17 protein-coding genes and 1 other annotated feature are annotated in these 17,752 nt (G+C 45.6%); of the genes, 16 read left to right on the top strand and 1 reads right to left on the bottom strand.

Translation table 11 applies throughout. From position 1 onward, the window contains the following. Positions 1 to 35 precede the first annotated feature (35 nt). The 10 genes from sigG (at position 36) to H70737_RS22370 (ending at position 9,916) form a co-directional block, all read left to right on the top strand. Positions 36 to 818, top strand: a complete 783-nt coding sequence (gene sigG, locus H70737_RS22415; protein WP_036683631.1) for an RNA polymerase sporulation sigma factor SigG — start codon at positions 36 to 38, stop codon at positions 816 to 818. A gap of 209 nt (positions 819 to 1,027) precedes the next feature. Continuing rightward, positions 1,028 to 1,372: a YlmC/YmxH family sporulation protein gene (locus H70737_RS22410; RefSeq protein WP_042190842.1), complete on the top strand. Its 345-nt coding sequence runs from the start codon at positions 1,028 to 1,030 to the stop codon at positions 1,370 to 1,372. A 133-nt stretch (positions 1,373 to 1,505) separates the two neighbouring features. Further along, the gene (gene pgeF / locus H70737_RS22405) at positions 1,506 to 2,363 is read left to right on the top strand and encodes a peptidoglycan editing factor PgeF (protein ID WP_042190839.1); all 858 of its coding nucleotides are present in this window, start codon (positions 1,506 to 1,508) and stop codon (positions 2,361 to 2,363) included. A gap of 3 nt (positions 2,364 to 2,366) precedes the next feature. Beyond that, positions 2,367 to 3,053 (top strand): YggS family pyridoxal phosphate-dependent enzyme, encoded by a 687-nt coding sequence (locus H70737_RS22400; RefSeq protein WP_042190837.1) that lies wholly within the window; start codon positions 2,367 to 2,369, stop codon positions 3,051 to 3,053. 11 nt (positions 3,054 to 3,064) lie between these two features. Further along, on the top strand, positions 3,065 to 3,505 hold the full coding sequence (locus tag H70737_RS22395; RefSeq protein ID WP_042190833.1) for a cell division protein SepF: 441 nt from the start codon (positions 3,065 to 3,067) through the stop codon (positions 3,503 to 3,505). 34 nt (positions 3,506 to 3,539) lie between these two features. Next, a complete protein-coding gene (locus H70737_RS22390; RefSeq protein WP_042194359.1) occupies positions 3,540 to 3,779 on the top strand; it encodes a YggT family protein in 240 nt (79 codons plus the stop codon). Between the two features lie 9 nt (positions 3,780 to 3,788). Beyond that, positions 3,789 to 4,571: a YlmH family RNA-binding protein gene (locus H70737_RS22385; RefSeq protein WP_042190831.1), complete on the top strand. Its 783-nt coding sequence runs from the start codon at positions 3,789 to 3,791 to the stop codon at positions 4,569 to 4,571. Between the two features lie 227 nt (positions 4,572 to 4,798). Continuing rightward, positions 4,799 to 5,311, top strand: coding sequence for a DivIVA domain-containing protein (locus H70737_RS22380; protein ID WP_042130215.1), 513 nt, complete (start codon positions 4,799 to 4,801; stop codon positions 5,309 to 5,311). 239 nt (positions 5,312 to 5,550) lie between these two features. Further along, positions 5,551 to 5,825 (top strand) — a binding site (T-box leader). Between the two features lie 372 nt (positions 5,826 to 6,197). Next, the gene (ileS, locus tag H70737_RS22375) at positions 6,198 to 9,290 is read left to right on the top strand and encodes an isoleucine--tRNA ligase (RefSeq protein WP_042190829.1); all 3,093 of its coding nucleotides are present in this window, start codon (positions 6,198 to 6,200) and stop codon (positions 9,288 to 9,290) included. A 335-nt stretch (positions 9,291 to 9,625) separates the two neighbouring features. Then, positions 9,626 to 9,916: a DUF5665 domain-containing protein gene (locus H70737_RS22370; RefSeq protein ID WP_371915735.1), complete on the top strand. Its 291-nt coding sequence runs from the start codon at positions 9,626 to 9,628 to the stop codon at positions 9,914 to 9,916. A 427-nt stretch (positions 9,917 to 10,343) separates the two neighbouring features. Here the strand turns inward: H70737_RS22370 and H70737_RS22360 are convergent, their stop codons facing one another. Continuing rightward, complete coding sequence (locus H70737_RS22360; protein WP_042190825.1) at positions 10,344 to 11,069, bottom strand: TraR/DksA C4-type zinc finger protein; 726 nt, start codon at positions 11,067 to 11,069, stop codon at positions 10,344 to 10,346. 246 nt (positions 11,070 to 11,315) lie between these two features. Here H70737_RS22360 and lspA point away from each other — a divergent pair, with 246 nt between their 5' ends. The 6 genes from lspA to H70737_RS22330 all read left to right on the top strand — a co-directional run bounded on the left by lspA (position 11,316) and on the right by H70737_RS22330 (position 17,748). Then, the gene (gene lspA, locus H70737_RS22355) at positions 11,316 to 11,828 is read left to right on the top strand and encodes a signal peptidase II (RefSeq protein WP_042190823.1); all 513 of its coding nucleotides are present in this window, start codon (positions 11,316 to 11,318) and stop codon (positions 11,826 to 11,828) included. After that, positions 11,821 to 12,792 carry an RluA family pseudouridine synthase gene (locus H70737_RS22350; protein WP_042190820.1) on the top strand — a complete coding sequence of 324 codons (972 nt, stop codon included), beginning with the start codon at positions 11,821 to 11,823 and terminating at the stop codon, positions 12,790 to 12,792. Before lspA ends, H70737_RS22350 begins: the two co-directional genes overlap by 8 nt. Positions 12,793 to 12,999: 207 nt before the next feature. Then, positions 13,000 to 14,253: an LL-diaminopimelate aminotransferase gene (locus H70737_RS22345; RefSeq protein ID WP_042190817.1), complete on the top strand. Its 1,254-nt coding sequence runs from the start codon at positions 13,000 to 13,002 to the stop codon at positions 14,251 to 14,253. Between the two features lie 627 nt (positions 14,254 to 14,880). Then, positions 14,881 to 15,444, top strand: a complete 564-nt coding sequence (pyrR, locus tag H70737_RS22340; protein ID WP_042190814.1) for a bifunctional pyr operon transcriptional regulator/uracil phosphoribosyltransferase PyrR — start codon at positions 14,881 to 14,883, stop codon at positions 15,442 to 15,444. A gap of 4 nt (positions 15,445 to 15,448) precedes the next feature. Continuing rightward, entirely contained in the window at positions 15,449 to 16,354 is a 906-nt protein-coding gene (locus tag H70737_RS22335) for an aspartate carbamoyltransferase catalytic subunit (RefSeq protein WP_042190812.1), read from the top strand. Between the two features lie 110 nt (positions 16,355 to 16,464). Further along, a complete protein-coding gene (locus tag H70737_RS22330; protein ID WP_042190810.1) occupies positions 16,465 to 17,748 on the top strand; it encodes a dihydroorotase in 1,284 nt (427 codons plus the stop codon). Positions 17,749 to 17,752: the final 4 nt, after the last annotated feature.

Raw genomic sequence — 17,752 nt, 5'->3', positions numbered from 1 at the left:
GTACAGTAATGTTTCTCCTTGGGAGGTAAATCATCATGACCCGAAATAAAGTCGAGATTTGCGGTGTGGATACTGCTAAGCTGCCTGTTCTAACGAATGTGGAAATGCGGCAACTGTTCACTTCGCTGCAGCAGCAGGGCGAGCGATCCGCCAGAGAGAAATTGGTAAATGGTAATCTTAGGCTCGTTCTAAGTGTTATCCAGAGGTTCAATAATAGGGGAGAATTTGTTGACGATTTGTTCCAGGTGGGCTGCATCGGTCTGATGAAAGCCATCGATAATTTCGATTTATCACAAAACGTTAAGTTCTCCACATATGCGGTTCCGATGATTATTGGTGAGATCCGCCGTTACTTGCGTGATAACAATCCGATTCGAGTATCGCGTTCACTCAGAGACATTGCTTATAAGGCGCTGCAGGTACGCGATAGTCTGACCAATCAGAATTCGCGGGAACCGACGATATTCGAAATCTCTGAAGCACTTGGCGTACCGAAGGAAGATGTAGTCTTTGCCCTTGATGCTATTCAGGATCCAGTGTCCTTATTCGAACCGATCTATCATGACGGTGGCGATCCTATTTATGTAATGGACCAGATTAGCGATGATAAGAATAAGGATGTGTCGTGGATCGAAGAAATCGCCTTACGTGAAGCGATGCGTAAGTTAGGTCAAAGGGAGAAACGAATTTTATCCATGCGGTTTTTCGAAGGGAAAACACAGATGGAGGTCGCAGATGAGATTGGTATCTCACAGGCACAAGTCTCACGTCTAGAGAAATCTGCGATTCAGCAAATGCAAAAGCATGTGAAGTCTTAAATCGTCTGAAATGAGGAGATATCCAGAATCCGTGATAAGGATTTTGGGTGATCTCCTCTTTTTACTGTTTCAGGAATTATATTGAGCCCCCGCAAAGTACCTTGGTAAGCATCTAAGCATAGCCTCACTTTGTTGGGATATTTCATGCATGTGGCCAAGCTTTCATAACATATATTGGACTATAGGTCTGATTGTACAGGGGTGGTGAGATGAACGAGGATTATTTAGGATCAGCCAAAAAAATGAAAATCTCTGATTTTCAGACTAAGGACGTTATTAACATTGTGGACGGCAAGCGGCTGGGCCAAATCAGTGACTTAGAGCTTGATTTACGCCGAGGTGTCATTGATGCAATCGTAATTCCCGGATACACTCGGTTTATGGGGTTGTTCGGAGGCGGAACCGATCTGATTATTCCATGGCGAAATATTGTCAAAATCGGGTCTGATGTAGTGCTTGTGAAGATTGAAGAATCAAGAATGCCTCATGGGCAGGACGAACGAGAAACGATGTATTTGGAACGAGGGGACCGAGGCGAACGGCGCACTTATTAATTAGGTGCGTTTTTTGTTTTTTATAAAATGATTCGAAATGGCGTGGCTTAAAAGTTAGTAAATTTGATGTTCTAGCTTAAGCGGCATTTTGTAGGGGTATTTACATGTGGTACACTAAGGCGGAGGTGAGGATATGGAACCGTTTGTGCAGGGGAAGGAAACACTTATGCTGCTCCATCTGGAGCCTTGGCGTGTGAAGCATAAAGAAATTACAGCAGGTTTTACGGGTAGACAGGGAGGGGCTAGCAAAAAGCCTTATGACAGCCTGAATTGTGCATTTCATGTTGGGGATGCTCCGGAAGATGTCTTAACGAATCGTAGGGCGCTTACGAAAGCTCTTGATTTCAAACCGGAAGCTTGGACCTGTGGAGAACAAACCCATGGAGCAGAAATAGCAGTGGTAAGGGAAGCCGATCGTGGGCGGGGTCAAAAGGATAGAACCTCGGCATTTCTGGCAACCGATGGTTTGCTTACAGATGTACCGGGAGTTTTGCTGACTTCTTTTTATGCGGATTGTGTACCCCTTTATTTTTATGATCCTGTGCACCAAGTCGTCGGTCTTGCCCATGCTGGCTGGAAGGGAACTGTGGCCCAGATTGCAGCCGCTATGGTGAGTAAAATGGAGACCATTTACGGAAGCCATGCGCAGGACATTATTGCAGCGATCGGACCATCCATTGGTGACTGCTGTTATGAGGTGGACGATTATGTGATGGAGCATGTTCATCGACTGGAAGGTGATCTGAGTAAACCAACAGAAACAGCCAGTACTGTGGAGCTGTACAGAACATCTGACACAGATGAGAACAAATACATGCTAAACTTGAAAGAAATGAATCGACGCATTATGATTAAAGCAGGAATATTGCCGACTCATATCGAATGTACATCTTGGTGTACAAGCTGTAATCAAGATTTGTTCTTTTCTTATCGTAAAGAAGATGGGGTTACAGGCAGGATGACGAGCTGGATCGGAATAAAGGAGAGTTGAAAGTTGGCTTTAACACTGCAGGAGAGAATTGCTGAGGTAGAGGAACGTGTAGCACGTGCCTGCGCGGCAAGCGGCCGGGATCGAAATGACGTCAAGGTAATTGCAGTGACGAAATATGTTTCTCTGGAAATGGTGTCCTCCGTATTGGAGGCAGGCCTGGAGCATATTGCCGAGAGTCGCTGGCAGGATGCTGAGCACAAATGGAAGGTTTTAGGGGACCAAGGGACATGGCATTTTATCGGGCATTTGCAGACCAATAAGGTTAAAGACGTTATTGGCAAGTTTCAATATATACACTCTTTGGACCGGATATCTCTGGCGCAAGAATTACACAAAAAGGCGATTGCCGCAGATCAAGAAGTGAATGTCTTTCTTCAAGTAAACATCTCTGGAGAAGATACGAAATTTGGTCTGTCGCCTGAGGCGGTACCTGGATTTTTGCGTGAAATTGCTAGTCTAGACCGTGTAAAAGTAATTGGACTAATGACGATGGCACCTTTAGAAGGTGATCCGGAGCTTACCCGCCCTGTATTTCGCGGACTTCGTGAGCTGCGCGATGAGCTCAATCAACTTGCTTTGACACCTGAACCGATTACGGAGTTATCAATGGGAATGTCGAATGATTTTGAAGTGGCGATACAGGAAGGAGCCACCTGGGTACGCCTAGGTACGGTGTTAGTAGGCCATTAGGAGGGATCGTGATGAGCGTTATGAACCGATTTATGAGTTTTTTGGGCTTGCAGGAGGAAGAAGAAGTTGTGGAGCGGGAGCAAATCCACGAAGAGGATGAGTATGAGCCAGCCCCTGTCGAAACCCGCAAAAATCAAAGGGGCAACGTTGTCAGTATCCATTCGCAGAAGAATGTAAAAGTTGTACTTTATGAGCCACGTTCGTACGATGAGGCTCAGGAAATTGCGGACCATCTCCGTTCTCACCGGACGGTAGTGATCAATCTTCAGCGTGTCCGTAATGATCAGGCAATGAGAATTATTGATTTTTTAAGTGGAACCGTTTATGCCCTTGGGGGAGGAATCTCTAAAATTGGGGGCAATATATTTATGTGCACGCCAGATACCGTTGAAATTCAAGGTGCCATTACGGAAATCCTAGGTGACGATCCAGACTATAACAGAATGAGGTGAATGAGCTTTGCCCCAAATTGATTACATTATTGATATGCTGTTTAATATTTATTTTTACATGATTATTTTCTACGTACTGATGTCGTGGTTACCAAACGTTCGTGAGAACTTTATCGGAGAACTGCTGAGCAAGCTTGTTGAGCCGTATTTGACACCATTTCGTCGGTTTATTCCGCCACTCTTTGGTACGCTTGATATTTCCCCGATCATTGCACTATTCGTCTTGGAATTTGCGGCAGGTGGACTCAAATCCATTTTGCACTTAATTTTTTAGGCAGAAGTGATGAAGACAGAAGTTTACGGGCATTTTCATCCCGATGAAAGACAATTTGTGGACAAGGCTTGGGAATGGGTTACCCATGCTGGAGAATATCATGAGACGAAACTGACCGAATTTCTAGATCCGCGCCAAGGATTTATTCTGCAAAGTCTCGTCAATCGACATCCAGATGTTATCGTTAGATGGGAAGGCGGCCACCCTGAGGCAGAGCGGAAGCGAGCACTCATTGCGCCTGATTACCGTGATCTGGATCATGAGGACATGGAGCTGAGCGTTCTTGCGATAACCTCTGGTGAGCAAAAGTTTCTGGCGTTAGAGCATGGGGACTACATGGGCTCTATTCTGGGTCTTGGAGTAAAACGTGGAAAAATCGGTGATATTCATGTTCTGGACGATGGTTGTCATGTGGTAGTAGCTGCAGATATTGCAGATTATTTAGACATGAATTTAACTGGAGTACACCGAATACAGGTGAGCACGGAGGTATTGCCACTTTCTGCCTTGCGTAATAGTGAGGTGAAGCTGGAAATGATGGATTTGACTGTAGCGTCCCTACGATTGGATGGCATAGCCGCAGATGTAACACGGCTTAGCCGAAGCAAAATTCTTGCTCCCATCAAGGCTGGGCGCGTTCGGGTAAATTGGAAAGTGGAAGAAGACCCTTCCTGCGGACTTAAAGATGGTGACATGGTATCTATTCAAGGATTTGGTCGATTCAAGGTTCTAGAGGTTGGTAGTTTGACGAAAAAGGGCCGATACCGTGTTCAGGTTGGTAAATTTGTGTGAATCCCTTGCAGGAATCCGGCTTTACTTGTCGAAATTGATTATTTCGAGGGAATCAAACATTTTTAAAGCAGGACGCCGATATTTTATAAAAGAGGCGAACCATGAATGGCAGTTGGAACGTCGATACATCCTCTGCCTTTACTTGAAGTACAGTCTTTCTTCTTTGTCTGCTGCGCAGGTATGGTTCAGAGACTTAGAAGGTCCGAAATTTCTAGGAGGTGCACAGCATGCCATTAACACCGCTCGATATACATAACAAGGAGTTCTCTCGGAGACTTCGCGGTTATGATGAGGACGAGGTCAACGAATTTCTGGATCAAGTAATTAAGGATTACGAAAGTGTCATCCGTGAGAACAAAGAGCTGCAGAATCAGCTTTTGTCCATTCAAGAGCGTTTAGATCATTTTGTGAATATTGAAGAGAGTTTATCGAAAACGATCTTAGTCGCTCAGGAAGCGGCGGATGATGTGAAGAACAACTCCAAGAAGGAATCGCAGCTCATTATCAAGGAAGCGGAAAAGAACGCGGATCGGATTATTAACGAAGCGTTATCCAAATCCCGTAAGGTTGCTATTGAGACTGAAGAATTGCGTAAGCAAGCTTCGATCTATCGCACTCGTTTCCGCACATTGGTGGAAGCACAGCTCGAGCTGTTGTCACAGGATGACTGGAATGCCTTGGAGAGTCGTGAGGCAAGCGAGAACGTAACCTTTAAGGATGATGTTCTACATCGTATCTAATGCATTATGATGAATGAATGCTGATTGAATTTATAGGGGGAATTTCCTCTAATTTATAATTTCATGCTATAATCGGCTAAATAGAGGGAGTTATTCCCTCTATTTTTATTTTCAGCTAAAATCGATCATAATAAAGTATTCCGCCTGCACAGGTATACTCCTAATGCGGATTTCGCTAGCGGTTGTTGACATTTAGACTTAAAAAGTCTATAAATAGAACATATCTGTATAATGTTTATATGTATTCGATGACGGGACAAGTACGACAAGGTAACGTTCTCCAGAGAGTCGGTGATTGCTGAGAGCCGATTGTTCGAACCCTGCCGGAAGATCTTCCCCTAGAAGTTAAGCTGAAGCGTTGATCGTGCGTAAGCTTAGCCGTCCGCCGGACGTTACACCGGACCTGTGCATGAGATTTACGCGCAGGACTGAGATTGTGCTGAATACACTCCCCTTAAGGATGTGCTCATGCGCAGAATTAGGGTGGTATCGCGAGCGTTGTCTCGCCCCTTTGGGGGTGGGATGACGCTTATTTTGTTGTTCCGGGGCGGGCCATCCCCCTAAATCCCCCTTTCTAAGGGGGACCCCAAGGGCTGCCGCCCTCTGGACACCCGCAATGTAAAGCCTCGTGCAAACGGGTACGATGGTGGAAGCGAACGGACTCAGGTGGCTGAAGGAGCGGCCCTTCTTAGGCTCCCCTGGCGGGTTAGCCTGCGGGGCCTTCACTGCTAGAGCAGACCGGCGTTTCACTCGCCGGTCCCAGTGGTGCCCCGAGCCAGTGCTGCCCTGGGATCGCGGCTCGGGTACCGAAGGCAAGAGCTGAATCAGACTGCCCAAGGATCGAAAAGAGCTTTAAAGACTAAACCATGAAAGGATTGACCATCACATGCAAAAAGTAGATGTCAAAGAAAAAGCGCGGGCAAGAGATGTCCGCATACTCAAGAAATGGAGCGACGAAAATACGTTCCGTAAATCGATGGAGAATCGTGAAGGACGTCCGAACTATGTATTTTACGAAGGTCCTCCAACAGCGAACGGTGCACCGCATATCGGGCACGTGCTGGGCCGTGTAATCAAGGATTTCATCGGTCGTTACCAAACGATGAAAGGTTACCGCGTGGTACGTAAAGCGGGCTGGGATACACACGGTTTGCCAGTAGAACTAGGCGTACAAAAGAAGCTTGGCATCTCCGGCAAACAAGAGATCGAGGAATATGGCGTAGAAAAATTCATTCAGGAATGTAAAGACAGCGTCTTCGGTTATGAGAAGCAATGGCGCGAGTTTACAGAGGGTATCGGATACTGGACGGATCTAGATAATCCTTACGTAACTTTGAATAACACGTATATCGAGAGCGTGTGGAACATCTTGGCTACTGTGCATGAGAAAGGGTTGCTCTACCGCGGACACCGCGTTAGTCCTTACTGCCCAAGCTGTCAGACTACCCTAAGCTCCCATGAAGTAGCCCAAGGCTACAAGACTGTCAAGGATCTCAGTGCGACTGCAAAGTTTAAACTGGATGACAGTGGAGACTACGTACTAGCTTGGACGACTACACCTTGGACGCTGCCAGCACATATGGCGCTAGCCATGAACCCTGACATGGATTATGTACGTGTACAACAAGAAGACGGTATCTACATTGTTGCCAAAAATTTGGTGGAGGAAGTAATGAAAGGCGAGCACACAGTCCTTTCTACACATAAAGGTTCCGATTTTATCGGTAAAACTTACGCTCCTCCATTCGGATACATCAAGGCAGAGAAAAGCAATGTCATCGTAGGTGCTTCCTTCGTTACAGATTCCAGTGGTACAGGGATCGTACACATGGCACCAGCGCATGGTGAAGATGACTACAAGACTTGCCGCGAGAACGGCATCAGCTTCGTGAACGTGGTTGATAATTCCGGTAAGTATACGGATGTAGTATCCGATTTTGCTGGACGCTTCGTGAAAGATTGCGATTTGGATATCGTTAAAGCTTTGTCTGAAAAAGGACTGCTTTACGGTAAAGAAAAATACGAGCACAGCTATCCGTTCTGCTGGCGTTGTGATACACCACTCTTGTACTACGCAACAGACAGCTGGTTCATCAACACTACAGCGATCAAAGATCAGCTGATTGCTAACAACAACAGTGTAGATTGGTATCCTGATCATGTACGTGAAGGCCGTTTCGGGAAGTTCCTGGATGAACTGGTGGACTGGAATATCAGCCGTAATCGTTACTGGGGCACACCGCTTAATGTTTGGGTATGTCAAGAAACGGGCAAAGAGTTCGCTCCACACAGCATTGAAGAACTGAGAGCGATGGCGATTGGCGATGTACCTGAGGATATCGAGCTGCATAAGCCTTTTGTAGATAAGATCAAGCTACGCAGTCCTTTCAGCGAAGGGGCAGAGATGGTTCGCACACCAGAAGTTATCGATGTTTGGTTCGATAGTGGTTCGATGCCATTTGCGCAAAGTCATTATCCATTTGAGAACGAGGATAAGCTGAATGATCAATATCCAGCGGATATGATCTGTGAAGGGATCGACCAGACACGTGGATGGTTCTACAGCTTACTAGCTGTATCTACCTTGTTTAAAGGTAAAGCTCCATATAAAGCTGTTATTGCTCACGGTCATATCCTTGATGAGAATGGTCAGAAAATGTCAAAATCAAAAGGCAATGTTATTGATCCTTGGGATATCATGAACGATTACGGCACGGATGCTTTCCGTTGGGCGATTCTATCCGATAGTGCACCGTGGAATAACAAACGTTTCTCTCGTGGTCTTGTAGGGGAAACCAAATCGAAAGTTGTAGATACACTGGTGAATACGCATGCGTTCTTGACGCTTTATGCAGGCATCGATGGTTATGATCCTGCTGATCATCCTTTTAAAGTATCAGAACATAAGCTGGACCGCTGGATTTTGTCCCGTCTGAACAGCTTGATTCTTTTGGTAGACAAAGGACTTGCAGTAAATGACTTCGTGAATACATCCAAAGGTATTGAGAACTTTATAGATGAGCTGAGCAACTGGTATATCCGTCGTTCCCGTGACCGTTTCTGGGGTAGTGGTCTAGGTGAAGATAAGCTGGATGCTTACCGTACACTGACCCATGTGCTTTTGAAGACAGCGTCTTTGATGGCTCCATTTACACCGATGTTGTCTGAAGATATCTTCACGAATCTTGGCGGTGGAGAAAGTGTGCATTTAGCAGATTATCCGGTTGCTGATGAGAGCTTGATCGATAAAGAGCTGGAAGAGGATATGGAAAGTGCGAGACAAATCGTTGAGCTGGCGCGTAATGTGCGTAACGAAACAGGCATTAAGAATCGTCAACCGCTGTCTGAGCTGATCGTTTCGATGAACCGTGACTTCCATTTGGCTGAGTATGAAGAGATCATCAAAGACGAGATCAACATCAAAAACATCGTGCTAGAGACTAGCGATAGTGGATTTGTTGACTTCACACTCAAGCTGAATCTTAAAGTTGCCGGTAAAAAATACGGTAAAAACGTCGGCTTCCTGCAAGGCTTCCTAAAAGCTTTGGACAGTGACTCTACCCGCAAAGCAGTGCAAGATGGCTCAATCGCGATTGCGACGCCAGAGGGAGAAGAACTGGTGATCACTTCTGAAGAGCTACTCGTTGAAAAAGAAGCTAAAGCAGGTTTCGCCGCAGCTTCCGGATATGGAATTACGGTTGCGCTCAATACCGAAATCACACCTGAGCTTGAACAAGAAGGCTGGGTTCGTGAGATCATTCGTGCGGTTCAAGATTACCGTAAACGTTTGGATCTGCCGATCGAGAAACGGATCGCACTCACGCTGAGTGTAGACGATGAGCTTAAAGCAGCAGTTACAGCCTTTGAGAATGTATTGCGAGACAATGTACTTGTGACTACGGTTGATTTTGGCGGAGAACACGCTTTTGAAACGGTAGATGTCGGTGGTAAATCCATCGGTATCCATATAGAAGTGTAAATCTGCATTACCTGTCCCAAAACAGCATATACTAGCGGCACAAGTGTAAACAGAGAACTTCTGTTTATGCGGGAAATATAGTCTTTATATTTCGCCCGCGAAAATAACGAGCCTCGTGCTCAAGGAGATGTATTCTCTTTGACCGGGCTCGTTTACTTTGTGGCGAATATAGACGTATGAGAGGAGCTGTGGCTGTGGAGGATCAGAAGAACAGAATCTCCGTCAAGACATCCGGCAACAAGAACAGCCCAGATAAGGGAGCGGAGAAAAAGGTTATTCCTGAGGAAAACCCTGAGCGTTTAACAGCAGATCATCGCAATCCAGAAGACATTCCACTGGAAGAAAAAATGAATACAATGTATCGATTAACCTTTGAATGGGCCCATATCTTAGAGAAATCACGAATTTATCAGTATACGGAGCTGTTATATTCACCTTGGACTCTAATTTGGAAAAATATTTTATATGGAGCGGCTCGTGGAGTAGGGATTGCGCTAGGCTTTACTTTTTTTGCGGCAACGATCATCTATGTTCTTCAGGTACTTGGAGCATTGAATCTACCGATCATCGGAGATTATATTGCGGATATTGTACGAATTGTTCAACGTCAGCTGGAATTCAAATAGCTTGTTAAGGCGAAGCCGTCTTTATTTGGTTTGTTGAAGGGATTAGGGTTCGGTCAATCTTCTTTGGTGGATTTATCCAGCCTTGGGCTTCTATGTTTCTCCCCAGTCCGTACCTTTCCTTTTTTAATCTTTGGAGAGGGCTGCGCTGCTTTTTTTCCTCGTGTATGATGCGTAAGCCTCTCATTAATAATAAATATCGTCGGTCATCTTCATGACTGAGTTGTTGTACATTTTTAAAATAGTCGTGATTCACTTACGTTACACTCCTTGTATGTCGATTTCAGCATGCGTTAGATCAGTTTATCAGCTGAATCTGAACATTTTCTTAACAAAATGACATAGCGCAGAAAAAATAAAAAAACAGCGGGCCATTCCCAATGAAACTGGAACCGCACGCTGTTCATTTTTCTTGCGGGGGACAATGCTTTTACTCCTCGCCTTCGAGCGGATCAAGCATGTAACTTCCCTCGCCACTATCCTTATAACGCTCGTAGCTACGTCCCGGTACTACAACTACATTGTTGCCTGTAATATCGGTGGCGATAAAGTTCTCCCAAGGCTCTACGCAGCCTTCAAGCTCATCGGCTTCAATCTCCATGTCATTATAGGAGTCAATGTTGCTGCCTTCCGCCATGGCGGGGGAATCGGAGTTTCCATAGCTTTCTACAATCTGCCAGGCATCCTCACCGTCAAAGCCGTTTTGATCCTCTCGTTCATCGAGACTCGTACGCCCAAATGGAGGAGACAAAAATTCTTCTTCAATGGGCCGAGTAAAAGGTGCATTTTGACGTGGGGCGTGCTCTTTACAATAAAGCGTGGAGGGAATAGCGGATAGACGCTCAAAAGGGATCGGTTTACCGCTAGCCTTACATATCCCATAGGTCCCTTCATCCATAGCGTTGAGAGCAGCTTCAATATCATCCAGCTCATGCTCGTCCCGCTCTAGCAGTGAAATATCCATGGAGCGATTATACAAATCGGTGGCTGCATCGCCTGGATGGTTGTCATTCTCGGAAAGTTCTCCGGTGCCATCCCGCATGGATTCCTGTAAGCCGTAATTTTCATTATTCTGAAGCCTGTGCTGAATAGTATCACGGTCTTTTTCTAATCGGGCGCGTAGCTCTGAGAGCTGCTGTACTGTCAGGTGCGTCATGATGAGTAAGCTCCTTTCTGTACTTTTTTAAGAATCCTTCCGACAAACCGATTTGCACCGGATGGTTCTTTGTTAGGTTGACCTGAGAGGCGTTATTTTAGCGATGGAAAATAGTCCCCAAGATTAAGCGCCCGAGAGGTGTCACGCAATAGACGATCTTCTAAGGGCTGTGCTACAATATACAAGTCTTATAACAGTATTCGTACCGCATTTGGCGGGAAAAATAAGAACGGAGTGACAACTTCTGTGGTGTACTATTTGATTGCTCTTATTGTATTTTTGGTGGATCAGGGAACGAAGTATCTCATTGCCACACGTCTGGAGCTTGGGGAACAGATTCCGGTGATCGGGAATTTCTTCCTAATTACCTCACATCGTAATCGCGGGGCTGCTTTTGGGATTCTACAAGGTCAGCAATGGTTCTTCTTTTTAGTTACGGTTGTAGTGGTTGCAGGTATCGTTTGGTACTTGAACAAAACTAGACATTCGCGGAAAATGCTATCGGTCGCCCTTGGACTTGTTCTGGGTGGAGCGATAGGTAACTTCCTAGACCGGATGATCAGTGGTGAGGTTGTCGATTTCCTTCTATTTAATTTTGGAAGCTATAGCTTCCCGATTTTTAACGTTGCGGATTCATGTATCGTCATTGGGGTTGGGTTGATTCTTTTGGACTCCTTCCGCGATCTTAAGAATGGTGAAGAAATCACGGAAATCAAAGAAGTAAAAGAAGCAAAGGAAGTAAAAGAAGGGAATGAATGATTTGAGTAAAGACGTCAATCACCAAGCGGCATCTACGAGCGAAGAAGAGAGGGACGTCACGGAGTGGACCGTTTCAGCAGAGAACGCGCGGGAGCGAATCGATAAATATATAACGGAATCTTGGGAAGAGGATATTTCTCGTTCTCAGGTGCAGCTGTGGATCAGTGGTGGCCATGTTACGGTTAATGGGGCACCGGTTAAAGCTAACTATAAGCTCTCAGAAGGCGATAAAGTTTCCATTGTCGTACCAGAAGCGGAAGTTACAGACTTGATCCCAGAGAATATTCCACTTGAAGTTGTATACGAAGACAGCGATGTCATTGTTATAAATAAGCCGCGTGGTATGGTTGTACATCCGGCTGCCGGGCACCCGTCAGGCACCTTGGTAAATGCACTGATGTATCACTGCAAGGATCTGTCCGGTATTAATGGTGAGATTCGTCCAGGTATTGTACATCGTATTGATAAGGATACCTCTGGTCTTATTATGGTGGCTAAAAATGATGCCAGTCACGCGTCGCTCGCAGCACAGCTTAAAGAGCACAGTGTAACACGCCGCTATATAGCAGTTGTACACGGCAATTTGTCGCATGACAAAGGAACGGTTGACGCTCCGATCGGTAGAGATCCACATGATCGCAAGCTATACACTGTGACGGAAAAGAACAGCAAGAAATCTGTGACCCATTTTACAGTGATGGAACGTTTCGGTGACTGTACACTACTGGAGCTGCAGCTGGAGACTGGCCGTACGCATCAGATCAGAGTGCATATGAAATTCATTGGTCATCCGCTTGTGGGGGATCCGATTTATGGACGCAGTAAAGGAACAGCTATGAATGGACAGGCGTTACATGCGGCGGTGCTTGGATTTATTCATCCTACGACAGGTGAATATAAAGAATTCAGCAGACCTATTCCGGAAGACATGGAAGATGTTCTGTTCACATTGCGCAGCAGATAAGTACAAATGAAGTGATAATTAGTCTATGGTATTGAACTCTGCTTTCCATCATATTTAATAACATAAGGATAAAGAGAAGGTTATGCCTTATTCTTTATCCTTATTTTTTATCACAGAAACGGATCTCTAGAAACATAAGCCATCCAAGGGACGGCGAAGCCGTTTCTTCTAAAATTAGAATAGATAGCCAGGAGATGAGATGAAAGTATGAGTATTGAACAATACCAAGACAGCTTCATTCAGACTAATTTTGCAGACCGTATCGGCGGTGCGAACTACGGCAAGGACACTTCGATTTATAAATTCGAGAAAATCAAACGTGCCAAAGCATCCGCGAAACAGGATTTTCCTGATATTGAATTGATCGATATGGGTGTAGGCGAGCCAGATGAGATGGCTGATGCAGGTATTGTGGCTAAGCTTGCTGAAGAAGCAGCTAAGGAAGAGAACCGTGGTTATGCGGACAATGGAATTGTTGAGTTTAAGACAGCTGCTGCTGATTATTTGCGGGACGTATTCCGTGTTGAAGGCATTGATCCCGTTACGGAGGTAGTTCACTCGATCGGTTCTAAGCCTGCACTGGCGATGTTGCCTTCTTGCTTCATTAACCCAGGTGATATTACGATCATGACGGTGCCGGGTTATCCAGTGCTGGGTACACACACTAAATACTTGGGTGGACAAGTGTTTACAGTAGAGCTGAAGAAGGAGAATAACTTCCTTCCAGATCTGAACGAAATTCCAGAAGAAGTTGCTCATAAAGCCAAGCTTCTTTACTTGAACTATCCAAACAATCCGACGGGCGCTAGTGCGACTCCTGAGTTTTTTGCTGAGGTAGTTGCATGGGCTAAAAAATATGATGTAGTCGTTATCCACGATGCACCATATGCTGCCTTGACCTATGACGGTTTGAAGCCGCTTAGCTTCTTGTCAGTTCCGGGTGCTAAGGATGTTGGCGTAGAGCTGCATTCCTTGTCCAAGTCCTACAATATGACAGGCTGGAGAATCGGTTTTGTGGCCGGTAATCCGCTAGTAGTTAAAGCCTTCAGTGATGTGAAGGATAATAATGATTCCGGTCAATTTATCGCGATTCAAAAAGCTGCGGCTTACGGTCTTGCTCATCCAGAGATTACTGAAGCGATTGCTGCCAAGTATTCTCGTCGTCACAACCTGTTGGTAGATGCACTGAACAGCCTGGGCTTCCAAGCTGAGAAACCAAAGGGCTCCTTCTTCCTTTATGTTGCAGCACCTAAGGGTGTCAAAGGTGGTCGCCGTTTCGAATCCGGTGAGGATTTCTCGCAATTCCTGATCCGTGAGAAGCTAATCTCCACCGTGCCTTGGGATGATGCAGGTCCGTTTGTACGTTTCTCTGTTACCTTTATTGCTAAAGGGGAAGAGGAAGAAAGACGTGTCATCTCTGAAATCCAAAGACGCTTAAGCGATGTGGAGTTTGAATTTTAAACATTAGTTAGACATTGAAGCCGCCTAGGGGAAACCTTGGGTGGTTTTTCTTTATGTGATGGCTAGTCTACTGTGGATTAGACTAGTGTAGAATAGAGCTACTGTAAGATAGGGAATTCTTCCCTCTAATTTTGTATTTTAGCTTCAATCCGCTAGAATATAGGGAATTCCCCCCTCTATATCAGCATATTTAATTGTATTCAAGGAAATCCTTCAATTTATAGGGAGGAATTCCGCATAACCTGATCATAATGACTATTGTGGCCTAATTATAGGGAGGTTTTCCGGTTTTCCCCATAATACCGCCTTCCTTTTGTTGTTAATAGAAGCAGTCTTGGAAAGTGTTGTAGTTTAGGCAGATAATGTTGACATGCAGGGTTTGTTCTGTCATAATTCTCATTAAATGAATAGCGCCTTTAATTCAGTCCTGTGAGGCTGGCAAGGTAACGTGAATCGAGGTTCGCGACTCTTAGAAAGGTATCCGAGTGTATACACCGGACTGTCTTTTTATGCGCGCGGCCATCATCTTCTTCATCTGCGGATTTCACTCCTTGCCTGTTAATAGGCAAGGAGTTTTTTGATTTCCAGGAACTTGAACAGGCGAAACAAGTGGAGGGTGACAAGATTATGGTTACTGAGAAAAATGTAATTATGGACGAAACGGCGATCCGCCGGGCATTATCGCGTATTGCTCATGAGATTTTGGAGAAGAACAAAGGGATTGAAAATTGTCTGCTGGTCGGTATCCGAACACGAGGCGTGTACCTAGCACAGCGCATCGCTGAGCGGATCAAGGAAATTGAAGGCGTCGAGATTCCTTACGGCGAACTCGACATCACGCATTATCGGGATGACCGTGAAGTAGGAGGCAGTGAAGCAGTAGTGAAGAGTGACGTCATTATTACTTCCGGCAATGATGGCATCCATGATAAGAAGGTCATTTTGTTCGACGATGTGCTTTACACCGGACGCACCATCCGCGCGGCGATGGACGCTTTGATGGATTGCGGACGCCCACGAATGATTCAACTGGCAGTACTGGCTGACCGTGGACACCGCGAACTGCCGATCCGACCAGACTACATCGGTAAGAATGTACCTACCTCAAAGCATGAGCAGATTGAAGTGGCGCTGAAGGAATACGACGGCAAAGATGAGGTCTACATTATTTCAAACCGGGAGGAACGATAACATCATGACACTTACCAAGGTAAAGGAACGTAGTCTGCTGGGAATAAAAGAGCTTGACCGGTCGGAAATCACTGGGCTGCTGGACAGAACGGCATACTGGGACAATCAGAGCGAGAAGCTAACTCCCATTTTGAACTCGCATTTTATTTCTAACATGTTCTTTGAGAACAGCACACGCACTCGTTTCTCCTTTGAAATGGCAGAGAAACGACTGGGTGCACAAGTACTGAATTTTACGGCTGCAGCTTCTAGTGTAGAAAAAGGGGAGTCGATCTACGATACAGTACGCACACTGGAATCGATGGGGATCGATGCCGGAGTTGTGCGTTTGAAGCCTGCAGGTGTGCTGCAGCAGTTAGCTGAGAAGGTGTCCATACCGCTTATTAATGCGGGTGACGGCAACAATGAACATCCAACACAAGCGCTGCTTGATCTTTACACCATGACCAAAACGTTTGGAGATTTAAAGGGTCTCACGGTTTCTATTATCGGGGACATCATGCATAGCCGGGTAGCACGCTCCAATCTCTGGGGACTTACAAAGCTAGGGGCTAAAGTGCAATTCTGTGCACCGGAGAATATGAAGGCTCCTGAGCTTATGGAATACGCACCTTATGTAACCATAGAGGAAGCTCTTAAAGCAGATGTTGTAATGATGCTTCGTGTACAGCTGGAACGTCATTCTTCTGGCATCGTACTTTCCGCGGAAGATTACCGCAGACATTATGGTTTAACGGAAGAACGCGCAGCTAAGCTCGCAAAAGATACAATCATTATGCACCCAGCTCCGGTTAACCGGAATGTCGAGATTGATGATGCAGTTGTAGAGAGCAGTCAATCTAGGATTTTCCCGCAAATGTCTAATGGGGTTCCGGTTCGGATGGCAGTTCTCGAAAGAGCTTTATTATAAAGTTTAAAGAATGATGATGAATAAGGACTAATAAATATACACAAACATGAATTTTTATTATATAATAACGAGAGGGCCCGCAGCCGGGATCTGTGGGTAAAGGTAGAATCATGACAGTGATTATTAGAAACGCCAGCGTATTGACTAAGGAAGGCTTGTTAGAGCGGAAACATATTGTACTTGAAGAAGGTGTTATCTCGGCCTTAATCGATGGAAATGAAGCTGCTCCAGAAGCTGGAGAGATCATTGATGCTGAAGGTAAGCTGCTCATTCCAGGACTCATTGATATGCATGTGCACTTACGCGAACCGGGATTTGAACACAAGGAAACAGTGGAAACCGGAAGTCGTTCGGCTGCCAAAGGCGGATTTACAACCATCGCTTGTATGCCTAATACCCGTCCAGTAACAGATACCCCGGAAATCGTACAATTTGTCAAAGACAAAGCGCGTGAAGCAGGACTCGTTAAAGTCCTTCCTTATGCAGCCATTACGAAAAATGAGCTCGGACGTGAGCTGACTGATTTTGCAGCGCTTAAAGAAGCTGGAGCTATTGGTTATACCGATGACGGCGTGGGCGTGCAAAGTGCTCAAATGATGAAAGATGCTATGAACATCGCCGCAGCACTGGATATGCCAGTCATTGCTCACTGCGAGGATAATTCACTGGTTGAAGGCTGCTGTGTAGCCGAAGGTGAGTTCGCAAGAAAGCATGGCCTGAAAGGAATTCCAAATGAGTCAGAAGCCATCCATGTTGGACGCGATATTTTGCTGGCTGAAGCGACAGGCGTTCATTACCATGTGTGCCATGTAAGTACTGAACAATCGGTGCGACTGATTCGCCAAGCGAAAGAAATCGGTATTAAAGTAACTGCTGAAGTGTGTCCGCATCACTTGCTGCTCTCTGAAGAAGATATTCCAGGCCTTGATGCCAATTGGAAAATGAACCCGCCGCTTCGCTCCCGCCGCGATGTTGAAGCATGTATCGAAGGTTTGCTTGACGGCACACTAGATATGATTGTTACGGATCATGCGCCGCATAGTGAGGAAGAGAAGGCTAAAGGCATGCAACTTGCACCTTTTGGTATCGTTGGATTCGAAACAGCTTTCCCACTACTATACACAGCGTTTGTAGCAACAGGGAAATGGGATTTATCCTTACTAGTACAAAGAATGACTGCTGATCCTGCACGGGTATTTAGACTGAACACCGGTGTGATGGATATCGGAGCTCCTGCAGATTTGACACTGATTGATTTGGAGCAGGAGAAAGAAGTAGACCCAGGATCTTTCGCAAGTAAAGGACGGAATACCCCTTTCGGTGGCTGGAAGCTTAAGGGCTGGCCAGTAATGACATGGGTAGACGGCAAAGCCGTATGGACTGAGAAAAACTAGCGGA

This window comes from Paenibacillus sp. FSL H7-0737 (genome assembly GCF_000758545.1).
Classification (GTDB): domain Bacteria; phylum Bacillota; class Bacilli; order Paenibacillales; family Paenibacillaceae; genus Paenibacillus_AQ.
The sequence above is the reverse complement of the archived record's forward strand: the minus strand, read 5'-3'. Positions and strand labels throughout refer to the sequence as shown.

Coding starts and splice junctions, on each gene's coding strand:
- H70737_RS22395 (WP_042190833.1), top strand. CDS start 3,065: ATGAGCGTTATGAACCGATTTATGAGTTTTTTGGGCTTGCAGGAGGAA.
- ileS (WP_042190829.1), top strand. CDS start 6,198: ATGCAAAAAGTAGATGTCAAAGAAAAAGCGCGGGCAAGAGATGTCCGC.
- H70737_RS22390 (WP_042194359.1), top strand. CDS start 3,540: ATGCTGTTTAATATTTATTTTTACATGATTATTTTCTACGTACTGATG.
- H70737_RS22380 (WP_042130215.1), top strand. CDS start 4,799: ATGCCATTAACACCGCTCGATATACATAACAAGGAGTTCTCTCGGAGA.
- pgeF (WP_042190839.1), top strand. CDS start 1,506: ATGGAACCGTTTGTGCAGGGGAAGGAAACACTTATGCTGCTCCATCTG.
- H70737_RS22410 (WP_042190842.1), top strand. CDS start 1,028: ATGAACGAGGATTATTTAGGATCAGCCAAAAAAATGAAAATCTCTGAT.
- H70737_RS22335 (WP_042190812.1), top strand. CDS start 15,449: ATGACACTTACCAAGGTAAAGGAACGTAGTCTGCTGGGAATAAAAGAG.
- H70737_RS22345 (WP_042190817.1), top strand. CDS start 13,000: ATGAGTATTGAACAATACCAAGACAGCTTCATTCAGACTAATTTTGCA.
- H70737_RS22385 (WP_042190831.1), top strand. CDS start 3,789: ATGAAGACAGAAGTTTACGGGCATTTTCATCCCGATGAAAGACAATTT.
- pyrR (WP_042190814.1), top strand. CDS start 14,881: ATGGTTACTGAGAAAAATGTAATTATGGACGAAACGGCGATCCGCCGG.
- H70737_RS22350 (WP_042190820.1), top strand. CDS start 11,821: ATGAATGATTTGAGTAAAGACGTCAATCACCAAGCGGCATCTACGAGC.
- sigG (WP_036683631.1), top strand. CDS start 36: ATGACCCGAAATAAAGTCGAGATTTGCGGTGTGGATACTGCTAAGCTG.
- H70737_RS22360 (WP_042190825.1), bottom strand. CDS start 11,069: ATGACGCACCTGACAGTACAGCAGCTCTCAGAGCTACGCGCCCGATTA.
- H70737_RS22330 (WP_042190810.1), top strand. CDS start 16,465: ATGACAGTGATTATTAGAAACGCCAGCGTATTGACTAAGGAAGGCTTG.